This is a genomic window from Reticulibacter mediterranei (assembly GCF_016587455.1).
In genome coordinates this window covers 3,565,588-3,579,271 of record NZ_BNJK01000001.1, presented here as the reverse complement: position 1 = coordinate 3,579,271, position 13,684 = coordinate 3,565,588, and the positions used below count along the sequence as shown (strand labels likewise).

Annotated in this window: 13 protein-coding genes; 6 read left to right on the top strand and 7 right to left on the bottom strand. The window is 51.8% G+C overall.

Going from position 1 to position 13,684, the window contains the following annotated elements; all coding sequences use genetic code 11:
- Window positions 1-20: 20 nt before the first annotated feature.
- Complete coding sequence (locus K3T83_RS15255) at window positions 21-590, bottom strand: hypothetical protein (protein WP_220203830.1); 570 nt, start codon at window positions 588-590, stop codon at window positions 21-23.
- Between the two features lie 117 nt (window positions 591-707).
- Here K3T83_RS15255 and K3T83_RS15250 point away from each other — a divergent pair, with 117 nt between their 5' ends.
- From K3T83_RS15250 to K3T83_RS15225, 6 genes are all read left to right on the top strand, one after another.
- Window positions 708-2,897, top strand: a complete 2,190-nt coding sequence (locus K3T83_RS15250) for a TOMM precursor leader peptide-binding protein (RefSeq protein WP_220203829.1) — start codon at window positions 708-710, stop codon at window positions 2,895-2,897.
- A complete protein-coding gene (locus tag K3T83_RS15245; protein WP_220203828.1) occupies window positions 2,897-4,924 on the top strand; it encodes a TOMM precursor leader peptide-binding protein in 2,028 nt (675 codons plus the stop codon). The genes K3T83_RS15250 and K3T83_RS15245 overlap by 1 nt, the downstream gene beginning before the upstream one ends.
- Window positions 4,925-5,006: 82 nt before the next feature.
- The gene (locus K3T83_RS15240) at window positions 5,007-5,159 is read left to right on the top strand and encodes a hypothetical protein (protein ID WP_220203827.1); all 153 of its coding nucleotides are present in this window, start codon (window positions 5,007-5,009) and stop codon (window positions 5,157-5,159) included.
- Between the two features lie 50 nt (window positions 5,160-5,209).
- Window positions 5,210-5,995 (top strand): TatD family hydrolase, encoded by a 786-nt coding sequence (locus tag K3T83_RS15235; protein ID WP_220203826.1) that lies wholly within the window; start codon window positions 5,210-5,212, stop codon window positions 5,993-5,995.
- A complete protein-coding gene (gene cysS, locus K3T83_RS15230) occupies window positions 5,982-7,172 on the top strand; it encodes a cysteine--tRNA ligase (protein WP_220203825.1) in 1,191 nt (396 codons plus the stop codon). Before K3T83_RS15235 ends, cysS begins: the two co-directional genes overlap by 14 nt.
- 178 nt (window positions 7,173-7,350) lie before the next feature.
- Window positions 7,351-8,313, top strand: a complete 963-nt coding sequence (locus tag K3T83_RS15225; RefSeq protein ID WP_220203824.1) for an AIM24 family protein — start codon at window positions 7,351-7,353, stop codon at window positions 8,311-8,313.
- A gap of 167 nt (window positions 8,314-8,480) precedes the next feature.
- Here K3T83_RS15225 and K3T83_RS15220 read toward each other — a convergent pair whose 3' ends face one another.
- From K3T83_RS15220 to K3T83_RS15195, 6 genes are all read right to left on the bottom strand, one after another.
- Window positions 8,481-9,134: an MEDS domain-containing protein gene (locus K3T83_RS15220; RefSeq protein ID WP_220203823.1), complete on the bottom strand. Its 654-nt coding sequence runs from the start codon at window positions 9,132-9,134 to the stop codon at window positions 8,481-8,483.
- A gap of 16 nt (window positions 9,135-9,150) precedes the next feature.
- On the bottom strand, window positions 9,151-9,459 hold the full coding sequence (locus K3T83_RS15215; RefSeq protein ID WP_220203822.1) for a hypothetical protein: 309 nt from the start codon (window positions 9,457-9,459) through the stop codon (window positions 9,151-9,153).
- A gap of 4 nt (window positions 9,460-9,463) precedes the next feature.
- Window positions 9,464-9,982, bottom strand: a complete 519-nt coding sequence (locus K3T83_RS15210) for an NUDIX hydrolase (RefSeq protein WP_220203821.1) — start codon at window positions 9,980-9,982, stop codon at window positions 9,464-9,466.
- 361 nt (window positions 9,983-10,343) lie between these two features.
- The gene (locus K3T83_RS15205) at window positions 10,344-11,330 is read right to left on the bottom strand and encodes a uroporphyrinogen decarboxylase family protein (RefSeq protein WP_220203820.1); all 987 of its coding nucleotides are present in this window, start codon (window positions 11,328-11,330) and stop codon (window positions 10,344-10,346) included.
- Window positions 11,331-11,405: 75 nt separating this feature from the next.
- Complete coding sequence (locus K3T83_RS15200) at window positions 11,406-12,125, bottom strand: response regulator transcription factor (protein ID WP_220203819.1); 720 nt, start codon at window positions 12,123-12,125, stop codon at window positions 11,406-11,408.
- The gene (locus tag K3T83_RS15195) at window positions 12,126-13,664 is read right to left on the bottom strand and encodes a sensor histidine kinase (protein WP_220203818.1); all 1,539 of its coding nucleotides are present in this window, start codon (window positions 13,662-13,664) and stop codon (window positions 12,126-12,128) included.
- Window positions 13,665-13,684: the final 20 nt, after the last annotated feature.

Genomic DNA, 13,684 nt, shown 5'->3' with positions numbered 1-13,684 from the left:
TCCTAAAGCAGTATAGCGCCTCAGAGAATTGAAACCTCTCTATTAGTAGAATTTATCAATATATTTCTCTTTTTATTATGAAAAAGATTAGAATTATAAATGTAAAGAAAATCGATTGTATGATTCGTTATACTGTTTTTATAGCGGCTTATGGATATTGAGTCGCCGAAAAGACGCAGGGAATTTGAGAGCGAGTGAAAAAACATATCGTTTGATACTGAAAGGACAATATCATGAAACTTGCTAATCAGTTCGTTGACTTCATCGACCTGACCGACGAGAACCTGGAAGAGATTCAGGGGGGTACTGGTAACTGCCATCGGCGTTTCCTGAGCTGTCACAGTTGCAATTGTCACAACTGCCACAACTGCCATAATTGTCAGAGCTGCCATAATTGTCAGAGCTGCCACAACTGCCAGAGCTGTCACCAGAGTTGCAGTTGTCACAGCTGTCACCAGAGTTGCAGTTGTCACAGCTGCCACCAGAGTTGTCATAGTTGCTTCCGCTAATTTCTTTGCGGTAGCTGACAATATACCTTGTTCAAGATTGATAAAAAGATCTTGAACAGGGGTACATGAAAAAATAAGCACATCCTTCAGTTTATCTCTGCTTTTTATACCTCTTTTGCTTTTACGATAAAAACCATGTAAATAGAGATGAAGCGCCTATTTGCCTGGACACTTTTCTTTTAAAGAACGGACCATACCATGTTGGCACAAAGCATGCGCCCAAAATTTAAAGCAGATGTTGATTACATTGCTGTGTCGAACGGCGTCTATCTACGAGGGAACAAGAATAGCCTCTTGCTGAAAGGAAAAAGCCTGTATGCATTGCTTGTACACCTCGTTCCTCATCTCAATGGCGAGGTAACGCTTGCGGAAATAACGGAAGGGCTGGATGAAGAGCGAAAAAAGATGGTCGCCAATCTGGTGGCAAAGCTCCTGGCCCATGATTTTCTGAAAGATATAAGCCAGGATCAACAGCCCGCTCCTGACATGGCGCTGCTTGCGGCGTATGCTCCCGACATTGTTTTTATTGACTCCTTTCAAGCGTCGGCTGCTCATCAGTTCGAGGCTTTTCGCAACAAACAATTGCTGCTCATTGGGTCCAGTTTGAGCCTCGATGCGCTCGTCAGGACGAGTATACGATGTGGTGTGAAACATATTGACCTGCTTGATGCCTCAGAAGATGAAAGTGCTCTGCAATCTCTTCAGAAATTACGTGAATTCTGTGCTGATGAACAAACAATACGTCTGATCGAAGCGCCTTCATGGGAAAACGAGAACAAGATACGCGCGCTTATCCAGCCGTATGATGCTATTGTGCATATCGTAGAACGACCCATATTAACACGGGCGCGATTGCTAAACAGGTTGTGTATTGAGCAACAGAAGCTTCTCAACCAGGCTATTGTAGTTGATAAGACAGTTTGGGCTGGTCCGCTGGTCTCGTCGAAGACCGGGGCGTGCTGGGAATGTGCATGGAGGCGGCTACAGGCGAATCTCCCTGCTGAGCAGCGTGCGCACTACGAATTTCAAGATCAATCGTTGTCTCACACCAGCCAGCCGCTTACTCTGGCGAAAGCAACCATGATCGGCAACCTGTTGATGTTCGGGATGTTTCGCTATTTTACGCAGGCCGGTTCTACAGAAATGGCTGAAAATCTCATCGCGGTTGATCTTGCAACAGGTGTGAGCGAGGACCATACATTTTTGCCGCATCCTCATTGTCGGTCCTGTCAGCGTCCCACCTTTCCAACCGCAGCGCAGTTTCTTGAACAGATCCAGCAGGTGCAGCGACAGGAGCCAATCGATCCCGCCGTGTTTCTGGAAAACTTTGCGACCCACGTTGATGAGCACGTCGGGATTTTTACAGCCGTTGACGATCATTTTGTTCAGGTTCCTCTCGCAACCTATAAAGTGCATCTATCCAGGCATGAACCAGCCAGCGTTGTTACTGTAGATCTCGATGCAAGAGATGCTATCATCCAGGCCGCGCAAAAGGCGTATGTGTGCTATGCGGCAACTGTTGTGGATCGACGGCGCTTGCTTTCTACTGAAATGATGCAACAGCATCCTTTCATCGCAGGCGAGCAACTGCTGGGGGGAGAAACTTCGTCATCAGAAGATGGGATGTGGACCTGGGCTATGGATATGCAGACGCAGCGAGCAGTGCTTGTGCCTGCGACTCATGTTTTCTCTTCTGATGAACGAGGAATTGCTGCTGGAATGTCGTGGGATGAAGCGGTCTGCCGGGCGCTGTTGGACTGGTGTAACCTCCTCACCATTGAGCAGATGAGGGAGGCTCAGCAGGTCGATCTGCTCAAAATGCCCATGACTTCGGAAGGCCACTATCTCTATCAACTGCTCAAGATAGCTGACGTGCAGATAACGGCGTACGATGTGAAAGGCGCGTTGCAAGTTCCCACGTTCGCAATCTGTGCCGGCGAGCAGGTCGTTGCATATAGTACAGATTGTGACGAGAAGCAGGCGCTTTGTCGAGGACTGGAACGGGCGTTATGGTGGCATCAAGCGAAACATTCTCCGAACAGCGACAACCGCAAGGGATTGTTCCACGACAACTGTCAAGGATTGCACAGCGACAACCGCAAGGGATTGTCCCACGACAACCACAAGGGATTGTCGCTACTTGACTATCCAGCGGCCCCGCTACCTGCGTTACCATTAACCTTGCGTGGAAAGTATCTGTCTGTCCCTTCATTCAGCGTGGCCCCGGAGACATGGTTGGATCGGCAGAAATGGTTGCTGCAAAAGCTGTGGTCGCATAGGATGCATGCATTTGTTGCGCCGCTTGATCATGATCCAACGTTGGCGCGAATGGAGCCATTTATCGTGCGTGTGCTGGTGAGTGGAAAAGTGTTGCAGGAGGGAGAATAATGGTGAGGGGGGCTAAAAAAGGCTTGATTGGACTGATCGGCGAAGGACTGATCTTTCAGGATGTACAACGGCTCACAGCGGACATCTATGAGATCGTTTCATGCAGCGTAGAAAGTACTCCTCAACAACTGGCAGCATGCGATATCATTGTCTATTGTAGCGATATCTGGTCGCCGCGAATGCTACAAGAGATCAATCACCGCTGTTTACAGGCGCGGGTAGCCCTGCTTCCTGTGTATACGCAGTTTGATCAGGGCATAATCGGACCCTGTGTGCTGCCACAGAAGAAGGGCTGTACGCACTGTGCCGAACTGCGGTTATTAGAGGCTGCGCTTTCGCAGGCAGAGCGCGAGCTTTTGCAGCGCTACATCTATCAGGATCAAGAAGCGCAAGACAATCAAGGGAAGATATCTCAACCCTGGCTCTCGTCGTTCAGCGCGGGAACATTGGCGGCGCTGGCTATTGAGGAGGTCAGCACTTATTTGCGGCGGCCTGAGCACATACAAACGGCCTGCGCCTTACTTACCGTCTCGTTGGAGACGCTGGAATGTTCGCGGCACCCTTTTCTTGCGCTGGCTTCGTGTGCTGAGTGTGGAGAAATGGCCGAAGACAGCGCGGAACAGGCGGTCGTTGTCCTGCAATCGCGACTCAAAGTGGATGTTCACACCTACCGCCTCAAGCAGCCTGTAGCAAGCGCTGAACAGATCCTTGCTACTTATGTCGATCCGCAAATCGGCCTCGTCCCTTCGCTTACGATTGATAACCAGCATTTGCTGCCGCTGGCCTCTTCACAACTGGCCTCGGCAACGGAGACGGTTCATGGGACTGGCTGCACGGTGCGCCCTGAACAGAGCAAATTGGTAGCTGTGCTGGAAGCGATTGAGCGCTATGCGGGCCTGTATCCCAGAAGGAAGTACACAGTAGTACAGGCAAGCTATCGGCAACTGATACAGCAGGAAAAAGCGGTGCTTGATCCTACAACGTTGGGATTGCATACACAGGAGCAATACGAGCAACACAAAGAACATACCTGCGATCAGATAGTGCCATACCATCACGATCTGACCTGCAACTGGGTATGGGGATATTCGTTTCAGCAACGCTCGCCTCTGCTCGTGCCGGAACACTGCGCCTATTATGGGGTTCCTGTCAGTGAGGAAAATCCGCACTTTGTCTTTGATGCCTCCAATGGTTGTGCTCTGGGCAATTGTCTTGAAGAGGCCATCTTTCACGGTATCCTTGAAGTGGTGGAGCGCGATGCCTTCTTGCTGATGTGGTATGCTCAACTGGGCGTGCCGCGTCTTGACCTCCGTTCTGTTGAGGATGCCACGATTCGTGTGCTTGTTGAGCATATTGAATATCGTTCTGGTTATACAATCCATGCCTTTGATATCACCTTAGATCACACGATCCCTTGCATCTGTGTATTGGGAGTCGATGAGCAGGATCGAGAAGGGATGCCAAAGGTCTATGTTGCGGCGGGATCGCATCTGCATCCAGAGCAGGCGTTGTTGAAAGCCCTGCGCGAATTCGCGATGTTTCTGGCTGTCCCACGCCATCTGGATCAGGAGCAGCGAGCAGAGGCATTGAAACTGCTGGCAGACGCGAGCCTTGTGCAGACGATAGACGATCATCCGCTAGTGTACTTTCTGCCAGAGGCGTTTGAGCGCCTGGATTTCTTATATCACACTCCGCGCGCGCACACCTTTCAGCAAGCCTTTCCTGATTTCTATCAGTATCCATCGGAGCGCCTGGATCTGCGAGACGATCTTGAGTGCCTGATCGACTTCTACGGCAAGCGTGGGACTGACATCATCGCCATCGATCAAACCGCGCCGGAGCATCAACAGTGCGGCTTGCACTGTGTGAAGATCCTTATGCCCGGCCTGCTCCCGATGACCTTTGGACAGGAGAATCGTCGCGTCACAGGTCTTGAGAGGCTATATCAAGTACCATTTACGTTGGGTTATCAGGATCATCCTTTGATAGATGCGGAGGTCAATCCGCATCCGCATCCGTTTTCTTAAAGCGGGTACATCAGTGAATTTGACACCCCTGTCTGCCGTCATCTATACTATAGCGAATGAAGTATAGAGGATACAGCATTTAATGATGGCGAGTAAGATGGGCGAGCGTACGAAGAGGCTGATGCAGGGTTATCAACAGGAAAAGATGAATAGTCTGTGCAGCTTCTTACTCCCTCCCTTGCTCGCCTCTCTCATGCCTGTTTTCTCGCTCGTTGGCTTGTTGGGCTTGTTGTAAAATTCTGGTGATCTCTCGGATGGAAAGAGATCAGGAAAGGTATACATGCTGTGCTTGTCGATAGTCACGCGCATATCGACACCGCTCGCTTTGAAAGCGACCGTGAAGCGACCATTCAGGCTGCTATCTCAGGAGGTGTGACCCGCATCGTTGATCCAGGCTGCGACCTGCTTTCCAGTCAGTTCGCGCTTCGCCTGGCAAAAGAGCATCCCGGCGTCATTTTTGCAGGTGTCGGCGTCCATCCTCATGATGCCACCACCTATACGGAGGACGTGGAGGCGCAACTGCGCACCCTTGCACGCGAGCCAGAGGTAGTGGCGATTGGCGAGTTTGGCCTGGACTATTTTCGGATGCTGTCGCCTCGCGATGTCCAGCGAGCCGTCTTTTGCGCACATCTACAACTTGCTCGCGAAACTCAACTTCCCTGTATCATCCATGTGCGGGACTCCCACGATGACGTGATGGAGTTGCTACGTGCGCATGGGCAAGGATTGCGTGGCGTCTTTCACTGCTTCTCCGGCGATGTGGCACAGGCTGAGGAGTGCTTATCTTTTGATGGGTTTATGCTCTCTTTTGCTGGTCCCCTCACTAAACAAGGCAATGCGCTACCGGATGTGGCGCGTATGGCCCCCCTTAATCGCATCCTGGTCGAAACGGATAGCCCCTATCTTATCCCGAAACCTGTTCGCTCCAGACGCAATGAGCCTCTCTTCGTGACACATGTGGCCCAGAAATTGGCCGATCTTCGCGGCATGACCCTGGAGGAGGTCGCCCATGCTACTACCACAAACGCCGTTCGCTTGTTCGGTCTAGGAGAACATAATGAAGCTCTTTAATACGCTGACTCAATCCCTGGAAACCTTTACCCCATTGTCTGACGACAATACTGTGCGCGTCTATGTCTGTGGCGTTACGCCATACGATACAACCCATCTGGGCCACGCCTTTACCTACGTCTCTTTTGATGCGCTGATGCGCTATCTTGAATATACCGGCTATACCGTCCGCTACGTCCAGAACGTCACCGACATAGACGATGATGTCTTGCGCAAAGCTCGTGAGCTTGGCATGGCCTGGGACGAGTTGGGTCGGCGCGAAACAGAGCGCTTTTTGCGCGATATGGATGCGCTCAACGTGCGCCGTCCTGCCGTCTACGCCCGTGCTACTGACGAGATCCCGCACATTATCGAGGTGGTGCAAACGCTGGTGGCGCGCGGCTATGCGTACGTCAGCGAGGGATGTGTCTACTATAGCATTAAGAAAGACCCCGATTTTGGCGCGATGGCTCGTGCGATTGGCCTGGAGGATTACGCATCCATGCTGACTATTGCCAACGAGCGGGGCAACTTCCCTGATGATACTCGCAAGAAAGATCCGCTCGATTTCGTGCTGTGGCAGGCGCAGGCTCCCGGCGAACCGGCGTGGCAGAGTCCCTGGGGTCCGGGGCGTCCAGGGTGGCATATCGAATGTAGCTCGATGGTGATGCGTCATCTCGGGCCGCAGATCGATATTCATGGTGGTGGCGCTGATCTGGCCTTCCCCCATCATACCTGCGAAATTGCGCAATCCGAACACTATACTGGTAAGGCTCCTTTCTCGCGCTTCTGGGTGCATACGGGGATGGTCTATCAGGATGGCGAGAAGATGAGCAAATCGCTGGGCAACCTGACGCTGGTAAGCAATCTCTTGAAAGACTACAGCGCCGATGCCATTCGTTTGACGCTGTTGAGCCATCACTATCGCCATCCCTGGGAGTGTTTTGCCGAAGATCTGTCGGTGGCAACGCAAACTGTCGAGCAATTGCAACATGTGCGCCGTCTGGTTGGGCGCAGTGCATCTGGCGAAGATAGCATGCTGCGCCATCAGTTTACTGCTGCGATGGATGATGATCTCGATACGCCACAGGCTGTTGTGCTGCTGAAAGAGGCAGCTGCGAAGGTAATCGCGGAGCCGAACCTTGAGACCGGAGCGGAGATTCTCCGTTTGACTAACGTGCTGGGCCTATGCGTCTAGTTGAGTTGACGTAATAAAATCCTCTCACGATACGAGCATCACTTCATGTAATGATAGACTCCTCATTGACTGTTACATGGAGTGATGTTTATTGAAAGATGATTTTTCTCTTGCCGATTCCTCTGAATACTGATATAACAGAGGCACAAATTGGTTGTTTGACAAGGAGGTTCTCGATATGGTTTGCCCTCGCTGTCAGAGTCAACTCGCGCCAGGCGTGAAGTTTTGTGCAGCATGTGGAGCGCCTGTGCAGGGAGGGCCACCACACCCTCCGCAGGGTACTGCCTATGGCCCGACAGGTGGATATGCGCCCCCCAATCAATATGAAGAATATACCAATAGCATGTTTGGCAATGCGGTGCCGAAAGGTGAGTTGCATAACCCCAAAGGGCCGCTTCAAATCGGCGATATGACGATCTCGATCGATGGGGAACTGGTGCCAGTTGTAGATATTATGCTTGGCAATCAGATGCCCATCTACTTTGAGCATCACATTCTGCTCTGGAAGCATCCCGGAGTGCAGCTTGGCTTTAAGTCGTTGCAGGGAGCCGCTCGGCGCTTCTTTGCCGGTTTGCAGGTCTTTATTACTGAGGCGCAGGGTCCGGGCAATATCGCTTTCTCACGTGATTCCGTTGGACAAATTGTGGCGCTTCGCCTTCAGCATGGTCAGACGGTGGAGGTACGCGAGCATCAATTTCTGGTGGCAACCGGAAACGTAGATTATAACTTTACCTTTGTGCAGGGCGCGGCCAATATCCTGTTTAGCCGAACTGGAATGTTTATTGATCAATTTACGGCGGTCAATGGCGAAGGATTGCTTTTGCTGCATGGCTATGGCAACGTTTTTGAGAAGACGCTGGCACCAGGCGAGGCGCTGGACATTGAGCCGGGCGCGTGGCTCTGGAAAGATCCCTCAGTGCAGATGACGACAACGACGGTGGCTGGTTCGCAGCGCGGCGGCGGCATTCTTGGCGCAATCGGTGGCTTTATCGCTGGCTCGTCCTTCCTCCTCAATCGCTTTATCGGACCGGGCCGCATCGGTATCCAATCGATGACATACCATCCACCCCAGGCCGAGGGCGCGCAACAGGCAGGCGGTCAGAGCAACACAAATATCAATCTGGGCGATTTGTTCTCGTAATATCGCTCTTGGAGAGAGAAACATTTGTACGGGCCTGATTTACCACGCCCCATTCATCCTAATGATTTATCCATTAATGCAAAAAATATATGATAAATCGCAAGATAAATGGGGCGTGGTAAATCAGGCCCGTACAATTATTCTCGCGTTTTCTCTTATATGCGCGTTTAACTTGTAGAAGGGCCATTACCCTTTTCTTTATTGATACGTAGAATTTTGAGCATGTATTGCTCTGAATTCAGGTAATACGGGTTACGCTTGATATATTTGCCAACAACCGAGATTGGATGGAGCTTGAGCATTTCCACAACCAGGCTTGGTAAGAGCTTGCTGTGATCGTAATGCATCAGGGCAATGATGGGTGCATTCTGGAAGGTGAAGACCGCATCGGAGGCAGCTTCGTACTTCAAAATTTGCTCGGGAGTTGCGATATCTTTTGCCAACCAGGTCATATCGATAGAAATACGAACCGCCTGCCATCCCTCGCGCAGTGCTTGAGCGATAAACGTCTGATGCGACGAAAGAAGAAAGTAAGGGTCGAACCGCTTACCACCCGCCAGGAACGGCTCTCGCTCTTCATATAGAACCAATTGCCCGGATGCAAGAAGAGCGTCTACATCGACCTGTAACTTGTTCAGCTCCTCGCGTAACTCCTTAACTTGAGCAGGAGCAGCAGCAAAGAGACATTTTTCCGAGACCGAGAGGCCCACTTTCATCAAGCGAGCCGTCACGCCTGGAATCTCCGTCACCTTGCTATAGAGTTGACAAATATGTGAGCCAGGAGGAATACGCTCCGATTTACCTTCAACGCTAAGATCCATACCTACCTCCGCTGGGCTACTGACCCTTATTCTGCTGTACCTGTCGTAAACGAGCTATGCGATTAAAGCTGCTCACAATGGCCCAGGCCGAAAGGCCGAAAATAAGTAAGCCTCCCAATAGGACTGAAAGCAGTATAATGACAGCCTTGTATAAGGGAGTAGCTGCAAAAACGGTCACTAACAGTGTGATAAGCACCATTGGAAATGTAAAGACCAGCGCCCAAGCAATAATAATACGCCAACCTTGCCTGGACGATAATGGTTCCTCCCCGGAATAGGGGAACAACAGTGCGCGAATCGGCGAATGATGAGGCGGGGTTTGCATTCTACTACTTTTGCCCTTCCTTACGCTGATGATGTAACCAGCGCTGTAGCGTCTCTTCTGCCTGGTAGAGAATATGTACCTCATTCTGATACGTCAGGCGGCGACAGGCCTCATGCAGCGGGAACCACTCGACCAGATCGTATTCATGATCGTGGAGCGTGGTATCTCCTCCAATGGCCTCCAGTAAAAAATGGCGCACCTGTTTATGATAGCGCACCGTGTCGCGGACGAAGGAGTAAGAGATACTGCCAATATAGGCGATCAGACGAACTTCCAGGCCCGTCTCTTCCCGCACTTCTCTCACCGCTACCTGTTCGATTGTCTCTCCAGGGTTGGGTGTGCCTTTAGGTAACGCCCAGATTCCCACATGGCTCCTACCGACCAGCACAACTTCCATCGTGATGATCTCTTCGGGGTTGCATGTCCCCTGTCCTGAACCAGATGTATCTATGACAAAGTTGTTCTCAGAAGTGTTCATAGGAGCAAGGCGAAAAACAACTCCACCCGCTGAATATGCCCGCATTGTATGATATCGCTCCATAGCTCGCGATGTACCCTCTTCTCTATACCAGCGATTGTGCGGCGCGAGTTTCCTTGCATTACTCCACAAACGTAGAGGATTTATACTACACCTCAACACGCCCATCTGATTCTCTGCAACCTATCCGCAAGAATGGGCGCTTTGCGCTGCCTTCTCTTTTACAATTGCCTATACTATACAACATTTTACCGCCCCTATGCTCGACAATTAGCTATCATGGGCACTTCTACGTATGCAAAATGTTGCCAGTTCGGTAACGTCGCACCTCACGAGAATTCCCAGCCCGGAAGGTTTCAACCCTGGAAAGAATTACGTGTGAGTATAGCTAATACGCGTTACAGTGTCAAGAGAGCATGCGTCGGATGGCCTCAACGTTTTTTGCTGGTGTTTCGGGAGCAATCGCGCACCCCGGCGCGAGCAGCAAGCGCCTGCCGCCCGTCAGCTCCAGCGCTTTGCCTACCTCATCCTGCACCTGCCCCGGTGAGCCGGTCAGCAGCGTTGTCTTCTCGCTGATGCCTCCCATCACGGCTTTGCTAGAGCTTAATTTGCCCTCTCGCAGATCGGGATTGCCCTCCAGCGTTGCCGCCCAGCTGATGGCGTGTGCTGGATACGAGGAGAGCAGATCAAAGTAGATGCCTTTGCCGCAGATATGCAGAACGTTGAACTTGCTGCGGCTCTTAATCGCATCCAGTATTTCCAGGTCGTACTGCTCGCCAAACTCATGATACTGGTCCTGTGTCAGCATCCCCTGGCTGGCCCAGCCATTGGTGGCATAGAAGATGCCGCTGGCTCCATATTCCAGACAGGCAATCGCATAGCTCGTCAGCGTCTCGGCTATCACGCTCAATGCCCGGTGCATAGCCGTGCGATCCTCTTGAATGGTGTTGAGCACCGGCTCTGTTCCGCCAACGAGGTATTGTGCCACACCTAGTGGACAGAAGATGGTCTGCACAAAGTATGCCTCGAAACCGACGGCATGATTGATGAGTTGGAGTGCTCGAAGCTGCTCTCCAAATGAGCCACGATCTGGTTCCAGTGGACGTAAACGCTTCCAGTCGGAGGCGTTTTTGATCGGCGTGCTTTCAAAGATCGGCTCTTGAAATTTCTGCCCGGAGGGACGATATCTGGCTCCCCATCCTTCGACATGATAGCATGCGCGCGGATTGACTTTCATGAAGTCCCAGTCGTAGCGCGTGAAGTTTTCAACCATCGCCTCCATCAACGACTGCGCCCCCCACTCGCGCTCAAAATCATGGCCCCACATACTGACGGGAACACGATCTACCGGTTCGTCGCGCAATGCGGCATCAACACGTTCCTTCTTGTTCATAGGTAGATAATCCTTTCTTTCTACATTACGCTCCCCACACCTTCAGGGATGTTCCTGTGATCCCCTGGTGAAGCTCTAATCATCTAATTCTTTGAAACGGTAGCCAACTCCACGTTCGGTGATAATGTATTTGGGATGGGCCGGATCTTCTTCCAGTTTTTGACGCAAATAGGTAATATACAGGCGTAAATAATGCGCCTCATCGCGATATTCGCGCCCCCAGACTTTGGAGAGCAGTGTTTCATGCGTCAGTAAACGTCCGGCATTATTGACGAGGTGATACAAGAGACGATATTCCGTGGGACGCAGAACAACCTTTTTGCCACGTACAATGACCTCTCGTCGCGAAAAGTCGATCTTTAAATCGGGGTCAACCACAATCTCCGTCTTCCGTGCGGGCGGAGCCATAAATGAACGACGCAACAGAGCGCGGATGCGTGAGAGCAGTTCGCGCGGACTGAATGGTTTGGCGATATAGTCATCGGCTCCCAGATCCAGCCCATGAATACGATCCTGCTCATTCTGCCGTACGGTAAGCATAATTACGGGTACGGTTGAAACTTCGCGGATGGCTCGCAGCGTCTCGAAGCCATCCATCTCCGGCATCATCACGTCAAGCACTACCAGATCGGGCAGATTCTCGCGCAGTTCTTCCATTGCTTCTACCCCGTTGCTGGCCTCGATAACGCGATAATGCTCCAGTTCTAGATTCATACGCACGAAATCGCGGATGCGCGGTTCGTCATCCACGATAAGAATCGTCATATCTCGTTGATCAAATGCATCCTTCTCCATTTAAAACACCACCATTGGTAAATGTGCTTTCTCCTCGCGTGGCAGGCTAAACGAAAACGTGGACCCTTCGCGCAGCGTACTCTCCACCCAGATACGTCCTCCATGCGCTTCAACGATAGCGCGACAGATGTACAGCCCTAAGCCCGCGCCGGGAGTTGATTGTGTCATAGAGTCGCCGACGCGATGAAAGCGCTCAAATACCTGTTCCTGGTCCCGTAGCGAGATGCCCATGCCGGTGTCTCGTACGCTCACAACGACTTCCTCTCCTGTCGCATGGATACTGATATGGACCACGCGTTCGCGTGGCGAATACTTGATCGCATTATCCAGCAGATTTTGTAAGACTTCTTCAATACGTTCTCTGTCGGCCATGACCGCCGGTAGGTTGTCTGGAATGTCCAGTGTGATCTCTACTTCCTTACTCTTGGCGCGCAGGCGACGCACGACTTTCTGTATTAATGGCCCCAGATCAAGTGCGGCCACATCCATTTGCAGACCGTTGGCCTGAATGCGTGAGGCGTAAAGCAGATTCCCAACCAGTTTATTGAGCCGATCGGCCTCCTCCTCTATCGCAACCAGCCGTGAGCGCAACGTTTTCGTTTCCCAGCGAGCATCGGCACGAGCCAGCGTCGAGGCATAGCCTTTAATAATGGCGATGGGCGTCTGTAGCTCATGCGAGATCACCGAGATAAAGGTTGAGCGCTGTTCTTCCTGTTCGCGTTCACGGGTCACGTCCCGTATCGTCAGGATGCCGTTAATCGGCTCTCCTCTGGCCGAGCGCACACATGAGGCGCTCACCCTTGCATCGAAGCATTGCTGGTCGCGCGTCGTCAGGCGCATGTCCCGATTCAGAACGATCTGGCCGGCGAAAGCCTGTAAAATGGGCGAGTCTTGCAGGCCCAGGTCGTTTCCCTGCCGATCCTTCGGGCGCAGGACTTTAAAGTAAAACTGTCCCAGCACTTCACTCTCGTTCCAGCCGGTCAGCCTCTCCATTGCTGGATTGAAATCGATAATTCGTAGTGCATTATCGACGGTCAGGATACCTTCGGTGCTATAGCGGAAGATGGCGGCCAGTCTGCCCTGTTCGCGCACGAGCGATTGTGATTTGAGGGCAAAGCGCAGGCTGGTGGCGAGCTGGGCCATATAGAGATGTAGCTCTCCCTCCATATCTTCCGTTTCGTTGAGCGTTTTACTCTTTTCAAAACAGGAGGTGGCCCCTGTCGTTCGCAGCACATGCAGCGCCCCTACTGCTCCTATTACGTCGTAGAGAGCGAAAGAGTAACGCTGCATGCCCTGAGCGTCGTCAATGCCAATCTGTGTTGCCAGCGTGGGTTCCAGCGCCTCTATAACCAGTGGATGACGCGCATTTGGCTGCATGCTTTCCTGAATATGGGTGAACAACTGGGGGAGCGTTTCCTCGTTCAGCCCGTATTGCGTATATTCAGCGTGGCTCTGCGGATCAAATGCCTCGTTGGAGACAATGAAAACGCCTGCTTCACCACCTAACAAACGTATTGCACTACCAACGAGTATGGTCATTTGGTCATGTAAATCCTCGA